This window comes from Streptomyces sp. NPDC088553 (assembly GCF_044752965.1).
Classification (GTDB): Bacteria; Actinomycetota; Actinomycetes; order Streptomycetales; family Streptomycetaceae; genus Streptomyces.
Map to the genome: position 1 here is coordinate 401,602 of NZ_JBIVMG010000002.1, position 14,657 is coordinate 416,258.

Below are 14,657 nucleotides of genomic sequence, written 5' to 3' on the forward strand. Positions count from 1 at the left end.
AGCATTCTGATCACATGGGGGCTTCACCGTGGATCGTGTCGGATGAGCTGTGGGAGCGGATCGAACCGCTGCTTCCTTGCAAGCAACGGCGGTTCCGGTATCCGGGGCGCAAGCCCGTGCCGGACCGGAAGGTTCTCTGCGGCATCGTGTACGTGCTGCACACCGGCATGCAGTGGGAGTACCTGCCCACCGAGATGGGCTTCGGGTCGGGCATGACCTGTTGGAGACGACTACGAGACTGGACTCAGGCCGGAGTCTGGCAACGACTGCATGAGGCACTCCTTGCCGAACTCAATGCCGCATCGCGGCTCGACCGGTCGCGCTGCGTAGTCGACTCCAGTCACGTGCGAGCGTTGAAAGGGGGGATCCACACAGGTCCGTCGCCGGTCGACCGGGGCCGGGCCGGCTCCAAACACCATCTGATCACCGACGGGCGCGGCACTCCGCTCGCGGTCATCCTCACCGGAGGCAACCGCAACGACGTTACCCAACTGCTGCCGCTGCTCGACGCCATCCGGCCAGTCCGCGGCCGGGTCGGCGAGTTGAAGCAGGCCGAGGTGGGCGTCGGCGCGTATCTCGTAGCGGGTGCGGAGTCGTTCGAACTGGTGGAGCCAGGCGAAGGTCCGTTCCACAACCCAGCGGGTCTTGCCCAGGCCGGAGCCATGTGGGACGCCTCGGCGGGCGATCTTGGGTGTGATGCCGCGGGCCCGCAGGATGCGCCGGTACTTGTCGTAGTCGTAGCCACGGTCGGCGAACAGTCGACCCGGCCGGTGCCGGGGGCTCCCGCGGACTCCGCGGATGCGGGGGATCGCGTCCAGCAGGGGTGTCAGCTGGGTGACGTCATGCCTGTTTCCGCCTGTCAGGGTGACGGCGAGGGGCGTGCCTGCCGGTCGGTGATCTGGTGGTGCTTGCTGCCCGGCCGTGCGCGATCGACCGGCGTAGGTCCAATGTGATCCCCCCTTTCAATGCCCGGACGTGCGAGGCGTCGATCGCGGCGTCGTCCATGCCGAGCAGGCCGGTCTTGCGCAGTTCAGCCAGGAGGACCTCGTGCAGACGGGGCCAGACGCCGGCTTCGGTCCAGTCCCGCAGCCGCAGCCAGGCCGTCACCCGATCCGGCACCCACAACACTCTGCCGCCACCAGAACCGATCGCCAACCCCCTACACCGAACTCATTCTGAAGCGATCAGTCCATCGGCGGCGAGCGGATCATCAGGCGGTCATGCGGCGGTGCCGGGTGGCGCACTCATCGATCACGCCACCCGGCACGACAGTTGCAGGGACGCGGCCCGTGTGGGTTCAGCCGATGACGAACTGTTCGAGACCCGTGTCCGACAGCGACTCTTCAGAGTCCAGACGGGCCGCCTCGGCAACCAGCCAGTCGTACTCCTCCCGCAGCACCGGGATGCGGTGGTACGCCACGCTCCGCGCGAGGTGGTCCAGGGCGAGCTCTGCCTCGTCATTGTCGATGAGTTCGAGAACCGACTGCAGCGCCTCGGCCGGTCTCGGGTTCTCCGCCGTCCGGCTGGCGATCGCCGCGACGGTGGCGCGCAGGAGGGCATCGGGGGGCTCGATGGGCTGGCTCATACCCCGAGTGTGCCCCGCACTCATTCTGAAACGATCAGTAAGGATCGGCCGCCCACCGCCGGACGCGAAGGGGCAGCTGCCGGGACCCCGCGCCCGGAGTGGCCGCGACCTGTGACGTGGGGTCAGTCCTCGGCGCGGCTCCTCCCCCGGACGGCCTCCCGGTCGCGTGCCGAGGCCACGTGTCCGGCAGCTGCCACCACGGCCTCGATGAGCGGTTCCGTGCGGTTCTCCCTCAGCCAGGCGAGACCCGCCGTTGACGGGGGCAGGTCCGTGACCTCGACGTAGCGGATGCCGGGGCGCGGGAAGAGGTCGCGCGCGGCGGCCGGCAGGAAACACATGCCCTTGCCCTGGGCCACGAGGTGCAGAAGGCCCTCAAGGTCCGAGGCGACGGGTCCGTAGCGGACCGGGGTGCCGTCGGGTCGCGGGTCGGCCGCCCAGAAGTCCCACCAGAGCCGTGGCACCTGCGGCGGGACGTCGATCACCGGGTGGCGGGCCAGCTCGGCGAGGGTGATCCGGTCGCGGTCCACCAGCGGGTCACTCGCGGGGAGACAGGCCAACCGCGGTTCCGTGGCGAGGTGTTGCACCTCGACGCCGGGCGGGACCGGTGGACGGAGGAAGGCCACATCGACGTCATGGCGGAACAGGGCGTCGAAGTGGTCGGCGAAGTGGAGGCTGCGCAGGTCGACCTCGACCAGCGGATGCCGTTCGTTGAGCAGACGCAGCACGGCCTGGGTGTAGGGCATCGCCGCCTCCGCGCCGATGGTACCGACGACGAGCCGTCCGGAGAGGCGGCGCGCCTGGGTCGAGGCGCTGCGGCTCAGCCGGTCCATCGCCGCCACGACCCCGCGCGCGTCCGCCAGCAGCACCCGGCCCTGCGGGGTGAGCTGCACGGCGCGGCTCGAACGGTCGAACAGCTTGACCCCGAGACGTCTTTCCAGGTCTCTGATCTGCTGGCTCAGCGCCGACTGCGTCATGAACAGCCGGGCGGCGGCGCGGGAGAAGTGGAGTTCCTCCGCGAGGGCGACGAACAGCCGGAGCTGATGGGCGCTCGGCGTCTTCGGGTCGGGGCCCGTCGGCGCGGCGCCTCCAGCGGCCGCTTCGCCAGTAACCATGATGAATCCCTTATCGATCGTCTTCCATGTCGCATGGCCACAAGCGATGACACGGACGGAGTGGGGGTGGAAGGCTCGGCTCTCAAGCGACGTCCCGTGCATCCTCATCGGTTCCACAGGGCCGTCCCGACCATTGCTTTCTCGACAACGGGGGCCGAAACATGTCTGTGAGACGAGCGGTGGCGATGCTCGCCGCCCTCCTGGCCGTGCTGTTCGGCGCAGGCGCCGTTCAGGCGTCGTCGCCGCAGGCCGGCATGACCACCCGCGCGGTGCTGAGCGCGCCGCCCACGGCCGAGGCCGCGCCCCTCGCGGCCCAGGCGTCGTGCACCGCGCGCAACGTCAGTCACTACGACGCGTACACGAGGCGCACCTGGACGCGTGACTGGGTGTGCGGCAACCGGGCCGGCGCCCCGCTGCGCGGCTGCGGCAGCTTCATCCCCGCGTGCCCGGTGATCGGCTGGATCGACACCTCGACGAGCTGGTTCGTGTGCTGGGCCAGCGGCCCCCCGCACAGCGGCGGCAACAACATCTGGTACTACACCATGGGTGACCGCATCGCTCCCGGTCACGAGGGCAATCACGGGTGGGGCTTCATCCCCGCCGTCGACGTGTGGACGTCGACCGATCCCTGGCCCGGCATGACGGAGTGCAACATCCCGTAGGCCACCGGGAGCCGCCCGCCCGGCCCGCTCCCGCGGAGCCCCTCGCACGTCGCCGGGAGCTCCGCGCCGCGGTCCCGCCGCCCCGTGCCGACAGCCGGGCAGCCCGCTCTCCTACCAGCGAGGACCCCTCAGGCCATGCTCCGCATCGTAAGGAACTCCCACACCACCGCTCGCCGTACGCCTCGGCGCCTGCTCGCCGCGACCGCGGCTTTCCTCTCCCTCTCCTTCGCCGGCGCGGCGCTCCCGCACTCCGTCGCGGCCGCCACGGAACCGTCGGGTGACGCCCTGTCGGTCACGGCCGCGAGCCCCCAGGTGCCCGCGGGGGTCACGGCGGGCGTGGCGGTGTTCGACCGGCAGACCGGGACGTTCACCGAACAGCTCGCCCCGGCCGCGACGTTCCGGTCCGCGTCGGTCGTCAAGCTCCTGATCGCCCTCGACTTCCTGTGGAACCGCAGCCCCGACACGATCCCCTCCGCCGACCGCACCCGGCTGGACGCCATGCTCCGCAGCAGTCAGGACGCCGCCGCCAGCCACTACTGGTCGACGTACGGCGGCCCGGCGATCGTCGAGCGCATGGTCACGCGGCTCGGGCTCGCCGACACCGCTCCCCCGCCGGCGGGTTACGAGGGGTACTGGGGCTACACGGCCATGTCGGCCCGCGACACCGTGAAGACGTACCGGTACATCCTGGAGTCCGCTCCCGCGCCGGTACGTGACTTCGTCATGCAGCGTCTGCGCCAGTCGACCCGGTGCGCGTCGGACTCCTTCGACCAGCACTTCGGCATCGCCGCCGCGTTCGACCGCCCGTGGGCCGTGAAGCAGGGCTGGTCGGGGAGGTACGCGCAGGGGACCTGCGGCTCCGCGAGCGCGGCTGCGGCTCGTGGCGACGACACTCCGGCCTCCGCGCCCGCCGGCGCGGGTGACGCGAGCGTCGACCTGAGCCGACCGGCGCTGCACACGACCGGCACCGTCGGGGCCGGTGACCGTTCGATCGTGGCCGTCCTCACGCTGCACCCGGACGGCACGTCGTACGGAAAGGCGTACACCGACCTCGGCCGGCTGACCCGTTCCCTGAACGTTCCCGGCGGAACTGCGCCGAAGGGGAAGTGGTACGGGACGTGGGGTCAGGACGTCGCCGTCCGGACGGAACCGGTCGTCGGGGACAACCTGGTGACCCGGCTCCCGGCCGGCGTGGAGGTGCTGGTGGGCTGCCAGAAGAAGGGGCAGCTCGTCTCCGTCCCGCCGTACACCAACGACTGGTGGGCGTATCTGCCGCAGTACGGGGGCTACGTCACCAACATCTACATCAGCCATCCGGACAACCAGTTGCCGGACGTACCGCTGTGCACGAGTCAGAAGTGAACCCGGGGATTCCCGGAGAAGGAGTGACGATGTCGCGTACCTGGCGTTCCACCCTCGGTGTGGCCGGTGCCTTCCTGTGGGTGCTGGTGTCCGTCTTCGCGGCGGGCCCGGCCCAGGCAGCTGCCTCGGACGGGCCTCGCGAGGGCGGCGGCCACACCATGGTCATGCCGCCGGCGCCCCGGGGCGAGGGGCCGTCCTCACGTGCCGTGGCGGCCGTATCGCCGACGGTCTCGCCCTGGGCGGACTACGTGCACACGACGTCGGGCAGCCCTGTCACGTGCGCGTCGGGGAATCTCTGCACCGGGGTCTGGGACCCGGTGGTGGGCAAGTACAAGGTCTTCTTCCTCTACCGGTGCCAGCAGTACTCCCTGTCCCACTGGAACGGCGTGGGCCAGGTGGTGAACAACCAGGTCGGCGCCGCCGCGTTCTTCTACGGCCAGAACGGCCAGGTGCTGGACGTCGTCCTGCCGGAGCCCACGCCCTTCACGTACGACTGGACGCCCGTGTGGTCCATCCGTAACTGCTGAGCGGCGCGCGTCGACACCGTCCGGGAACCGGGCGGCTCCGCCCGGTGGTCGTGGTCGCCTTCGGCGGCCTCGGTCACCGGGCGGCCTGCGTGACCCCCCGGGACGGACCGGCTCGGGCCAGCGGCGGGGCGGTCCGGCCGCGGCCCGCGCGCACGGCGTGCATGGAGGAGTTCGAACGGAAGGGGCGGGCGATCCCGCCTTCTTCCGGTCCTGCCTCGCCCGGCGGACCGATTCGGCATCCCGAGGCAGGAGCTCACGAGCGTGTTCGCGAGTGTTGCAGCGAGGTGCCCCTTCCCACGGCCCACGACGTGCCATTGGGCCCTCGCCGTCCAGGTCCTCGCCGTCCAGGTCCTCGCTGTCCTAGGGCGAGGCGAGCGGGTTGGCCAGCGACCGGGTGTTCTCCTCGAAGATAGCCTCGGCCTGGTGGCAGGAGATCGGGGCCCGGCCGGCCTCGGGGCACTCGTCCAACGTCGGCCTCCCGGCGGGGCCCCGCGGTCGATGAAGAACAGCAGGCCGCGGTACGCCGGGCGATGAGACGGGGCAGGAGCTGGACCGTGCCGGACTGCCAGTGAATCCATTCGGTCGCCCGGCCCTTGGCTGTGATCCTGGCCCGCTTGTCCTGCGGATACAGGTCTTCCACGCCACGTCGAGGCACAGCACCTCGTCGGCCCGTGCGGCGAACTCGTAGACCAGATCGTCGATCGCGGCGACGGGGAAGACGGGGGCTTCCCGCCCCGGTGGGGGGGTCCGGTCGGCGTGCCGGTTCGCCGGCGAGCATCCACCGAATGCGGTTCTGCTGTGCGGACTTGAGAGGAGGGGACTGTCAGTGCCCGACGCCGGACCGGCCCGGCCCCCGCATGCTCACCTGGGTCATGCCCCCAGATCCTCCGTCAGGGGCAGGCACTCGGCGAGCAGGTCGACGACGTCGCGCCACGCTCGTTGCGCGTGCTGTGGGTGGTAGCCGACGCCGGGGACCGTGGGGTGGTCGACCGGGGGGTGGTGAAAGGCGTGAAAGGCGCCGCCGTAGACCGTGAGGCGCCAGTCGACGCCCGCGGCCTGCATCTCAGCGGTGAACGCGTTCCGTTGCGCGGGCGGCATGATCGGGTCTTCCGACCCGACCCCGGCCCATACCGGGCAGCGAATGCGCGCCGCCTCGCCCGGTCGGCCCGTGGTGGTTGCGTTGACCGTCCCGATCGCGCGCAGGTCGACGCCGTCGCGCCCGAGTTCCAGCGCGATGGCGCCCCCGGTGCCGTAGCCAACCGCGGCTATACGGTCGGGGTCGGTCCGCGGTTCGGTGCGCAACACGTCGAGCGCCGCATGGCCGACGCCCCGCATACGGTCGGGATCGGCGAGCAGCGGCAGGCAACGGGCCAGCATCTCCTCGGGGTCGCCCAAGTAGCGCCCGCCGTGGAGGTCGAAGGCCAGCGCCACATATCCCAGTTCGGCGAGAGCATCGGCCCGCCGGCGCTCGACGTCACTCAGCCCCATGCCCTCTGGGCCGATCAGCACCGCGGGCCGGCGGCCGACACCGGCCGGGAGCGCGAGGTGCCCGATCATCGTCAAGCCGTCGGCCGGATACTCGACCATACGCGTCGCAATCGTCGTCATGAGACTGGACTGTAGTGATCGTCGAGCCCGGTTCGGCTGGTGTTCCGCCGCTGGCAGAACAACGCGGGTATCCCACCGAAGTGCGACGAGGACTCACGAGAACCGGCTGGTTCAGCTCACGGCTCAGGCGGCCTGACCGAGGCCGACGGCGATCAGGTCCTGCTCGCGCAGGGGGTGCATTCGATGGTTGAGGGCCACAGAGCACAGGGGGCCGTAGTCAGCGATGCCAGAACGCGTCGGCGGGTCATCCGTGGCAACAACCCTGTCGATGTCGACGATCGTAGGGCTGCCCTCGGTCCCCATGAACCCTTCGTCCTCGTAGAGGTCCTCCAGGCTTCGGTACCGGGCAGCATTGCCGTACTCCTTGCGGGAACACCCTGGTCTGCAATGTCGCCAAGGCCGCGACATCGCCGTCGTACCCAGTGACGTAGTCCCGCCCCCTGGCACCCATCGAGCCACCCCTTCAGCGGCGTTGTCCGTCCCCGCCGCTATCGTTCGCGCGTTCACGATCACCGGGCCGTTCGTGGAGATCGGCTGGCAGCCGGCAGTGTGGGAGACGGCCCGGATCCTGGTGCGGGCGGGACGGACGGAGAAAGGGTTGGCGCAGGTCCGACGGGGAGAGACCGAGCCGCTGTCGGCCGAGGACCGCCGGAGTCTCGCGGATCTTCTGACGAGCGCGGGTTCTGGAGCGGCCGGCCGGCTGGAGGAGGCGATCCAGACGCTCCGCAGATCGGTCGTTGGGTCCGTGACACGATCATGGTGGGCTCCAGCCAGGTCCTCGCCGAGCTGCTTGCGAGGCACGGACGTATGGAAGAACTACGCGAGCAGGCCACGGGCACGTTCGGGCGTCTGCCAAATGGACTCCTGGAGTCCCTCGTCCACACGCTGGTCGAGGCGGGACAGGCGGACGCGGCCCTGCGGATCGTGGAGGAGCTGGACGTGGCCGAGGCGCTGGATGCCGAGAGCGACTGGGCCCCCGGCAATCGGGGCTGGTTGCTCAGCCAGGCCGACCGGTGCGAGGAGGCACTGGCGTACGCGGCGACTCGGCCGCCGGAGGAGCAGCCGCCCACGGACTTGATCGTCGCCGGGGTCCTGGAGCGTTTCGGGCGCGTCGACGAGGCGATCGAGCTGCTGCGCACGTGGGAGGGGTGCTCGCCCGTGGCAGGCGGTAGAGGTCCTCGCCCGGCACGGGAGGGGCGCCGAAGGGGTGGCGGGGATGCCGTCGTTCACGGATGAGCGGGGGCGCGCCGTCGGCGCTTCGGGTGGTGACCCCGGGCTCCTGACAGGGGGCTGACAGGGAGCTGACAGTGGAAATGATCTTGCATCTGAAGCCGTTGCACCTCAGTCTTGCCTGTCATGGCGCAAATCGGTGAGGTCCTGGCAACGTTCTGGGCTGATGGCGCTCCACCGCACTGTTCACCGTCGCCGTCCAGTGGCAAGGCATCAGCCGGCGGCTGGGCCCGTTATGTCGCCGATGTCAGCCGCCGTGTCCCGGAGAAACAATGAAGATACCTGTCACCATTCACCAAGCACGTCTCGGATCGACAGAGTTCAAGGTCATCCGACCCGCCCGACCCCTGATCCACGCCGTGCTCATCGACCACGATCGGCACCTGGACGCCTATCTCGATCAGGACGCCGCACAGCGAATCGGCGGGCTATGGAGGATCGCTGCTTCTTCGCCGCGCTCGCTGGTCCACATTCCGATTCGGGGAAATCGTGGCCCCTCCCACAAGCTGCCAGAAAACGGCTCACGGCAGCTTGATCTGGTGCTGCTGCACCACTCACTCCAGTTCGCACCCTCGCGCTGGAAGGAAATTCGAGGACGGCTCGGCCCGGGCCGTCCCCAGACCGTGACGCTGCCTGGCGCAGGGCACACCGACGAATCCGTGATTGATCACGAGACGCGCCATTACAAGGAGAACCGGGATCTGTTCCACCAGCATCTCCACGCCGAGACCCTGTTCATGACTGGCAGCGCGAAGGTTTTCAGGGACACCGCCCGACACTTCTTCGACGTCGCCCACAACGGCCCCGGATACGTCCCCGTCCATCCGAGCTACCCGCAGTTCTGCACCGAGCTCCACTCCAACGACGGCATTCTCGGCAACGCGCGAGAGATCCACATCGAGTACTGCGACCAGTGGGACTCATGACGCCCACCGACGAGTTCTGCCTCGTCGGTCGCCATGGCTGAGGCCGAACTCTACGCACCGGTTCGCGGCAGCACGTTCCAGGGCGGGCTGAGGCGGCCGATGCTCGGGGCGAACACGACGTGGCCGAAGGTCTCGTCGACCATCGTCGACCGGAAGCTCCTAGTCACCGTGGTCGCCTTGGAGCACGAGGCGACGTTCCTTCTCGCGCTTGGAGTAGGTGGCTGCGCGGATCGCCTCGTCGCTCTCCAGGCCTGATCCCAGCGCGCCGCCCACCGTGGCGACCGAAGCGACGAACCAGGACAACGTCAGGTACTCCGTGGCGTGCAGCGGGGTTTGTGTCATGGAAACGAACACCCGGTCGTTGAGGATGAACAGCGCCCACACCAAGTTGATGACCATCAAGCCCACGTAGCAGGCGAGCACCCCGATACCCACGGTCAGGACCGTCGAGGTGTTGTAGAGCCGGGCCCTCTGCCTCGCGTCCGGCGCTGCCTCTGCTGATCGATGCCACAGCTCGCCGTCCACGATCAGCCAGCCGATCATGAGTCCGACGGACCCGACCATGGCGATCACGAGGCGCGGAGCGCTCAGGGCCCCAGCGAGGCTCCAGGTGGTGGAGTCCAGGGTGGCGATGGCCCCCGTGGCGAGTGCGGCCGCCAGGGCTTTCGACAAGCCCGGTACCAATCGCCAAGGCCGGTTGGCACGGACCATACCGACGAGCACCCGCAGATAGCCCCGCGGCCCGCTGACGACGTACCGAAGATCGGCAGTCTCCTCCTCACCCACCCGGCCCGGATGGAAGGGCGTGAGACGACCGGCGAAAGGCCCCAGCAGCGGCTGACTCTGCGGAAGCCCCTCCCGCCCCGTGGCCGGCGGACCCGCCAAGCCGAGCACGGCTTCCTCCACGGCCCGCCGAGCCCTCGTCTGCAGCCGCAGGCCCCCCAGGGAAGGGAGAGACAGCAGTGCCAAGCCGTGTTCGTGACTCAGATCCACCACGATCTTGCGCCCGTGCGAGTGCAGCGGAAGGTCGGTGAGGGCCACGACGATGTCCCAGTTCTCCTTGCTTCCGCGTTCCATGATCCGGCGCATCAAGGTGGGCGGGTCCTCGGTCCCTGAGGTGAACGGTTCACTGACCACCTTGACGTCGAACCGTCGGCCCGGGCCCGCCTTTTCCGCGAGCCGATCAGGAAGTATCCGGGCCATACGCTGCGCGATGTCCGTGGGCGCCTCCGGATCCGCCAGGAGAGCCACGACCGTAACGTCCTGCGACGACACCCGCACGACCGGACCATCCTCCTCGGCTGCCCCACCGCGACTGCAAGGGTTCACAGGATGCCCCGGCGTCGGGCCGAAGCCGCGGTGACACGCTGCTCCTGGGGGTCACCTTCATTGACTGCCCGACGACCTCGACGGAGTCGTCGTCGCCCGCGTCCACGAGCCGGTGCCGCATGAACACGGGGCCGCGGCTTCGACCGCCGCGTCATGGCTGCTCCGTGTTCGCGGCGTCCGTACGGTCTCCAGGCTGCGGCCTTGCCTGAGCGGGGAGAGGAAGGGGCCGGGCCGGTGTGTCGAAGGAGTAGGCGTCGGCGTCGAAATGGCGCAGGCGGCGTACCAGCCGTCCGGTGGACCACGGCCAGGCGAACGTGTTGTGCCCGGTGGAGGTGAAGTAGTAGCTGGTGCAGCCGCCTGTGTTGTAGACCGTGGTCGCGAGCGCCTCCTGGACGGAGGTCTGGTGCGCGGCCTGTGCGGCCGGTCGGACGTTCAGGGCACGATGGCCGCCTTGGTCGAGGTGGGCCAGGGCGGCGGTGAGGTAGGTCAGTTGCGCTTCCAGGACGGTGATCGCGGAGGTGGAGCCGCCGAGCAGGTTGGGCCCGAGCAGCAGGAAGAGGTTGGGGAAGCCGCTCACGGTGGTGCCCAGGTACGCCTGCGGTTCACCGTCCCAGGCCTCGTCGAGTGTCTGGCCGTTCGCGCCGTGGAGGTTCTTGGCCAGCGGCAGTTCGCCGACGCGGAAGCCGGTGGCTTCGATGAGCACGTCGGTGGGGACAGCGGTGCCGTCGGCGCCGACGACCTCGTTGCCGCGTACCGCGCTCACGGCGGTGGGATGCACGTGCACGTGCGGCTGGGACAGGGCCCGGTAGAAGGAGCTGGAGGTCAGGAGGCGCTTGCAGCCCAACCGGTAATCCGGGGTCAGGTGCCGGCGCAGCTGCCGGTCGCGGACCGCCAGGCGCAGGTGCACGCGGGCGCCCGCCTCGAGGAGGCGAGCGGCCTGCGGATGGCGGAAGGCGTAGCCGAAGCCCTCCTGCAGGGCGTACTGGCCGGCGCGCAGGGCGCCGCGCGCTCCGGGCAAGCGGTCCATGAGCCGGTTGAGCGCCGTGGGGAGTGGCAGATCGGGCTTGGGCAGCACCCACTGGGCGGTGCGCTGGAAGAGGTTCACGGTCGCGGCCCGTCCTTCGATGGCCGGGACGATCTGGACGGCGGAGGCGCCGGTGCCCACCACGGTCACCCGTCGGCCGGTCAGATCGACGTCGTGATCCCACTGGGCGGTGTGGAACACGGGACCGTCGAAGTCCTCGATGCCGGGGGCGGCCAGGCGGCGCGGGAGGTGCCACGGGCCGGTGGCCAGGACCAGTACCGCCGCGCTGTACGGTCCGTCGCTGGTCTCCAGCAGCCAGCGGCCGGCTGCCCTGTCCCACCGTGCCGCAAGCACCCGCACACCGCAGCGCACCACGTCGCCGAGCCGGTAGCGCTCGGCCGTGGCCCGCAGATAGGCGAGGATCTCCTGTTGTCCGGCGAAGACTCTGCTCCAGGCGGCATTCGGGGTGAAGGAGTAGCTGTAGAGCGTGGACGGCACATCGCAGGCGCAGCCCGGGTAGGTGTTCTCCCTCCAGGTACCGCCGACGCGTGTCTCCTTCTCCAGAACGAGGACGTCGTCGAACCCGGCCTCGCGAAGCCGAACGGCGGCGCCGATCCCGGAGAATCCCGCTCCGACGACCACGGCTCGCACGTCCCTGAGAGTCCGCGCACTCTGCGCCGGGATCACAGCAGCGCTCCGGCCGGGCGGTCGGCACGCAAGCCGCCATGCGCACACAGCTCTCGCAAGGACGTTCGGCGGGCGGAACCCGGCCGCTGGGTCTGGGACGTAGCAGTGTGGGACAGCGAGGCCATCGGCGACAGGACGCGCCTGAGTAATGTGATCACCTACCGCCAACGATCACGACGCCGCGGCGTCACCCCACCCGACGGCGGTGCCACTGTCTGTACCGCCAGGCTGCGTGCTCCTCACCACATGAGTGTCCAAGCCCCGCTGCGTCTGCCCCGGTTGAGTCTCCCGTAGGGGGAGACGAAAGGCTGGGGCATGCACAGCGACACGTGATATTCCATCGGGGAGTTGTCCCGTCGGGCCGGACTGACGGTGAAGACGATCCGGTACTAATCCGACCGGGGCATCGTCCCGCCGTCCGACCGGAGCCCGGCGGGCTACCGGTCTGATCCGTCGTCCTCCGCCGCCGCGGCCGCCCGCACCCTTCGCTCCTCGCGAGCGGAGCCGACGTCCCGTTCCAGGGGTGTACGGCTCACGGCTGTCGCGAGGTCCTCCAGGGCCTGTTTCTGTAGTTCCGCCTCGCGCCGTAGCGCCGGGCTGCTGCCGTCCCCGGGGGCTGGGCCCTCCCACGCGTGGAGTGCCTCCTCCACGCGCTCCCACTCCGGGTTCCTGTGCTCGCGCACGTCGACCGCCGCCTGCGCGGTGTCCGCCTCCAGTGCCTCGGCGAATCGCTTCGCCTCTGGTACGGGACGGTTACCGGCCCGCGGGACGTGGCTCTCCATGAGCATCGCCGCCCGGCCGAACCCCTGGAGCGCCTCCTGCGCCTCCTGCGCCTCGCGCGACGTCAGACCCGTCGGGCGTACCGGTTCTTGCCTCGCCTGGTCGTATGTCTCGTGCCAGGCGGCACGTGCCTCCCTGCTCGCCAGGAGGGCCCTGCGCATGTCGGCGTGATGCTCGCGAGTCGGTTCGGCGTAGCTGCGGAGCACCGCGGCCGTGTACCGGCCGTCGGCGGCGAGCCAGTCCGCGAGCCGGCCCGTGAGCCGGGGTGTCTCCCATGCGGGGAAGACCACGTACGCCAGCATCGCCAGGGCCCCGCCGAGCAGGGTGAGCACCACCCGCTCCGGGACCGTCTGCTCCCATGCCTGGCCGCCCATGCCGAGCAGGAAGACGACGTACGCGGCGGTGAAGCACTGGGAGTAGGCGTAGCCGGTACGGATCAGGGTGTACGCCAGGCCCGCCGAGAACACCGCCAGCGCGCCGAACACGTAGGCGTCGGGGCCGAGGGCCCGCACCACCGCGGTGGCGAGCCCGACCCCCGCCAGGGTCCCGGCGAGACGGGCCACCGCGCGCGCGTACGTCCGATGGAAGTCCGGCCGCATCACCATCACCGAGGCGATGGGCGCCCAGTAGCCGTGCCCCACCGGCAGCCGGGCGGCGATCAGGTAGCCGAGCGTGGCCACCGCCGCCAGGCGGACGGCGTGCCGGAACACGGGCGAGTCTTGGCGTAGCTCCCGGCGGACGGCCCGGAGTACGACAGGGACCAGCCGGAACAATGTCGGGCGCACCAGGATCGGTGCGCCCGCGGGGCCGGGTGGCGCGGGCGTCTTCCCGCGCGCGTCGCCGATCCCGGCGATCTCCAACGCCTCGCCGAGCAGTTCCACGAGCCGCTCGGCGGCCTGCCGCGCGGGGCCCTCCAGCACCTCGTGCTCCTCGTCGACGTGCAGGACGTCTGTGCTTCCGGGCGGCACCTCGGCGGGAGTGCCGCGGCGGATCGCACGGGCCGCCGCGTCGAGGACCTCTGCGGCCGCGTCGAGCAGCTCCCGCGCGCGGTCCCGCCCTGGTCCCTCCGCCGGCGCGCCGACGTCCGGGTCGGCGAGTGCGGCGACGACCGGCAGAATGCGCTCGGCGAGTCCCCGGGGGCCGTGGAGAGCGGAGGGGCGGGTGCGGGCTTGTGATGGCGTGACCGCGGCCGCGTCCCGGGCCGTCATCAACGGCTCCGGGTCGAACGGGGCGGTCGGGTCGTGCCGGAGCCGGCGTGCGTAGTCCGCCACGGCGGCCAGGGCGTCGGCGAGCGCGTCCCGATGCGCCCCCCAGCGGCGGATCGGGAACAGCAGGATCAGCACAGCCTGCACCACGCCCCCGAGCGCGATGACCCCGGCGTGTTCCAGAGCTCGTCCTACGCTCGTGGGCAGGGTGATGGTCACCAGCATGCTGCCGACCATCGTCGCCGCGACGATCCCGGCGGTGGATCCGACGGCCCACGCCATCCCCGCGACGAAGGCCCATGCGGCCAGCAGCGGGAGGAACGTCACGAGGCGCCCCGCCGCCAGATAGCCGACGAAGGTGCTGAGGGCCAGACCGGCGCCCGCGCCGAGCGCGATCACCTTGCGTGGACGCCAGGTGCGCTGGAAAGTGGCCGCGCCCGCGGAATAGGCACCGAGGGCGGCGGACGCGGCGTACGCCGGGGAGGCCAGCCACAGCGCCGGCCCGATGATGATCGCCACCCCGACAGCTGTGCGCAACGCGAGCAGGGGCTCCAGTCGCGTCTCCTCGATGGTGAGCCCGGATCGCACGACTTCCCGGAGGGCCCGCAGCCACGTCACGG

At 70.5% G+C, this 14,657-nt stretch carries 12 protein-coding genes and 3 pseudogenes; 7 read left to right on the forward strand and 8 right to left on the reverse strand.

What is annotated here, in order from left to right:
• Window positions 1-14: 14 nt before the first annotated feature.
• Window positions 15-539: pseudogene (locus tag ACIP8Z_RS06990) on the forward strand (IS5 family transposase); the annotation flags it as partial.
• Here ACIP8Z_RS06990 and ACIP8Z_RS06995 read toward each other — a convergent pair.
• The 3 genes and pseudogenes from ACIP8Z_RS06995 to ACIP8Z_RS07005 all read right to left on the reverse strand — a co-directional run.
• Window positions 537-1,107, reverse strand: a pseudogene (locus ACIP8Z_RS06995) (IS5 family transposase); the annotation flags it as partial. The pseudogenes ACIP8Z_RS06990 and ACIP8Z_RS06995 overlap by 3 nt on opposite strands.
• 190 nt (window positions 1,108-1,297) lie before the next feature.
• Window positions 1,298-1,585, reverse strand: a complete 288-nt coding sequence (locus ACIP8Z_RS07000; RefSeq protein ID WP_402079730.1) for a hypothetical protein — start codon at window positions 1,583-1,585, stop codon at window positions 1,298-1,300.
• Window positions 1,586-1,707: 122 nt separating this feature from the next.
• Complete coding sequence (locus ACIP8Z_RS07005) at window positions 1,708-2,697, reverse strand: LysR family transcriptional regulator (RefSeq protein WP_402079732.1); 990 nt, start codon at window positions 2,695-2,697, stop codon at window positions 1,708-1,710.
• A 161-nt stretch (window positions 2,698-2,858) separates the two neighbouring features.
• Here ACIP8Z_RS07005 and ACIP8Z_RS07010 point away from each other — a divergent pair, with 161 nt between their 5' ends.
• From ACIP8Z_RS07010 to ACIP8Z_RS07020, 3 genes are all read left to right on the forward strand, one after another.
• Window positions 2,859-3,359: a hypothetical protein gene (locus tag ACIP8Z_RS07010; RefSeq protein ID WP_402079734.1), complete on the forward strand. Its 501-nt coding sequence runs from the start codon at window positions 2,859-2,861 to the stop codon at window positions 3,357-3,359.
• A 135-nt stretch (window positions 3,360-3,494) separates the two neighbouring features.
• On the forward strand, window positions 3,495-4,721 hold the full coding sequence (locus ACIP8Z_RS07015) for a hypothetical protein (protein ID WP_402079736.1): 1,227 nt from the start codon (window positions 3,495-3,497) through the stop codon (window positions 4,719-4,721).
• Between the two features lie 29 nt (window positions 4,722-4,750).
• Window positions 4,751-5,248, forward strand: coding sequence for a hypothetical protein (locus tag ACIP8Z_RS07020; protein ID WP_402079739.1), 498 nt, complete (start codon window positions 4,751-4,753; stop codon window positions 5,246-5,248).
• Window positions 5,249-6,118: 870 nt separating this feature from the next.
• On the opposite strand, the gene ACIP8Z_RS07025 is transcribed toward ACIP8Z_RS07020, so the two are convergent.
• Window positions 6,119-6,856 (reverse strand): dienelactone hydrolase family protein, encoded by a 738-nt coding sequence (locus ACIP8Z_RS07025; protein WP_402079741.1) that lies wholly within the window; start codon window positions 6,854-6,856, stop codon window positions 6,119-6,121.
• 123 nt (window positions 6,857-6,979) lie between these two features.
• On the reverse strand, window positions 6,980-7,159 hold the full coding sequence (locus tag ACIP8Z_RS07030; protein WP_402079744.1) for a hypothetical protein: 180 nt from the start codon (window positions 7,157-7,159) through the stop codon (window positions 6,980-6,982).
• 504 nt (window positions 7,160-7,663) lie between these two features.
• On the opposite strand from ACIP8Z_RS07030, the gene ACIP8Z_RS07035 reads away from it, so the two are divergent.
• Together ACIP8Z_RS07035 and ACIP8Z_RS07040 are read left to right on the forward strand one after the other, a co-directional pair.
• Window positions 7,664-8,092, forward strand: a complete 429-nt coding sequence (locus ACIP8Z_RS07035; protein ID WP_402079747.1) for a hypothetical protein — start codon at window positions 7,664-7,666, stop codon at window positions 8,090-8,092.
• A 266-nt stretch (window positions 8,093-8,358) separates the two neighbouring features.
• The gene (locus tag ACIP8Z_RS07040) at window positions 8,359-9,012 is read left to right on the forward strand and encodes a hypothetical protein (protein ID WP_402079750.1); all 654 of its coding nucleotides are present in this window, start codon (window positions 8,359-8,361) and stop codon (window positions 9,010-9,012) included.
• A 159-nt stretch (window positions 9,013-9,171) separates the two neighbouring features.
• On the opposite strand, the gene ACIP8Z_RS07045 is transcribed toward ACIP8Z_RS07040, so the two are convergent.
• A complete protein-coding gene (locus tag ACIP8Z_RS07045; protein WP_402079753.1) occupies window positions 9,172-10,263 on the reverse strand; it encodes a hypothetical protein in 1,092 nt (363 codons plus the stop codon).
• A gap of 229 nt (window positions 10,264-10,492) precedes the next feature.
• Window positions 10,493-12,016: a flavin-containing monooxygenase gene (locus ACIP8Z_RS07050; protein WP_402079756.1), complete on the reverse strand. Its 1,524-nt coding sequence runs from the start codon at window positions 12,014-12,016 to the stop codon at window positions 10,493-10,495.
• A 369-nt stretch (window positions 12,017-12,385) separates the two neighbouring features.
• On the opposite strand from ACIP8Z_RS07050, the pseudogene ACIP8Z_RS07055 reads away from it, so the two are divergent.
• Window positions 12,386-12,541 (forward strand): annotated as a pseudogene (locus ACIP8Z_RS07055) (MerR family DNA-binding transcriptional regulator); the annotation flags it as partial.
• On the opposite strand, the gene ACIP8Z_RS07060 reads toward ACIP8Z_RS07055, so the two are convergent.
• Window positions 12,490-14,655, reverse strand: a complete 2,166-nt coding sequence (locus ACIP8Z_RS07060; RefSeq protein ID WP_402079759.1) for an FUSC family protein — start codon at window positions 14,653-14,655, stop codon at window positions 12,490-12,492. The pseudogene ACIP8Z_RS07055 and the gene ACIP8Z_RS07060 overlap by 52 nt on opposite strands.
• Between the last annotated feature and the right edge of the window lie 2 nt (window positions 14,656-14,657).

Excerpts from the sequence above, each read along its gene's own strand:
- ACIP8Z_RS07025 (WP_402079741.1), bottom strand. The coding sequence starts at position 6,856 with ATGACGACGATTGCGACGCGTATGGTCGAGTATCCGGCCGACGGCTTG.
- ACIP8Z_RS07005 (WP_402079732.1), bottom strand. The coding sequence starts at position 2,697 with ATGGTTACTGGCGAAGCGGCCGCTGGAGGCGCCGCGCCGACGGGCCCC.
- ACIP8Z_RS07010 (WP_402079734.1), top strand. The coding sequence starts at position 2,859 with ATGTCTGTGAGACGAGCGGTGGCGATGCTCGCCGCCCTCCTGGCCGTG.
- ACIP8Z_RS07030 (WP_402079744.1), bottom strand. The coding sequence starts at position 7,159 with ATGGGGACCGAGGGCAGCCCTACGATCGTCGACATCGACAGGGTTGTT.
- ACIP8Z_RS07000 (WP_402079730.1), bottom strand. The coding sequence starts at position 1,585 with ATGAGCCAGCCCATCGAGCCCCCCGATGCCCTCCTGCGCGCCACCGTC.
- ACIP8Z_RS07020 (WP_402079739.1), top strand. The coding sequence starts at position 4,751 with ATGTCGCGTACCTGGCGTTCCACCCTCGGTGTGGCCGGTGCCTTCCTG.
- ACIP8Z_RS07015 (WP_402079736.1), top strand. The coding sequence starts at position 3,495 with ATGCTCCGCATCGTAAGGAACTCCCACACCACCGCTCGCCGTACGCCT.
- ACIP8Z_RS07035 (WP_402079747.1), top strand. The coding sequence starts at position 7,664 with ATGGAAGAACTACGCGAGCAGGCCACGGGCACGTTCGGGCGTCTGCCA.
- ACIP8Z_RS07040 (WP_402079750.1), top strand. The coding sequence starts at position 8,359 with ATGAAGATACCTGTCACCATTCACCAAGCACGTCTCGGATCGACAGAG.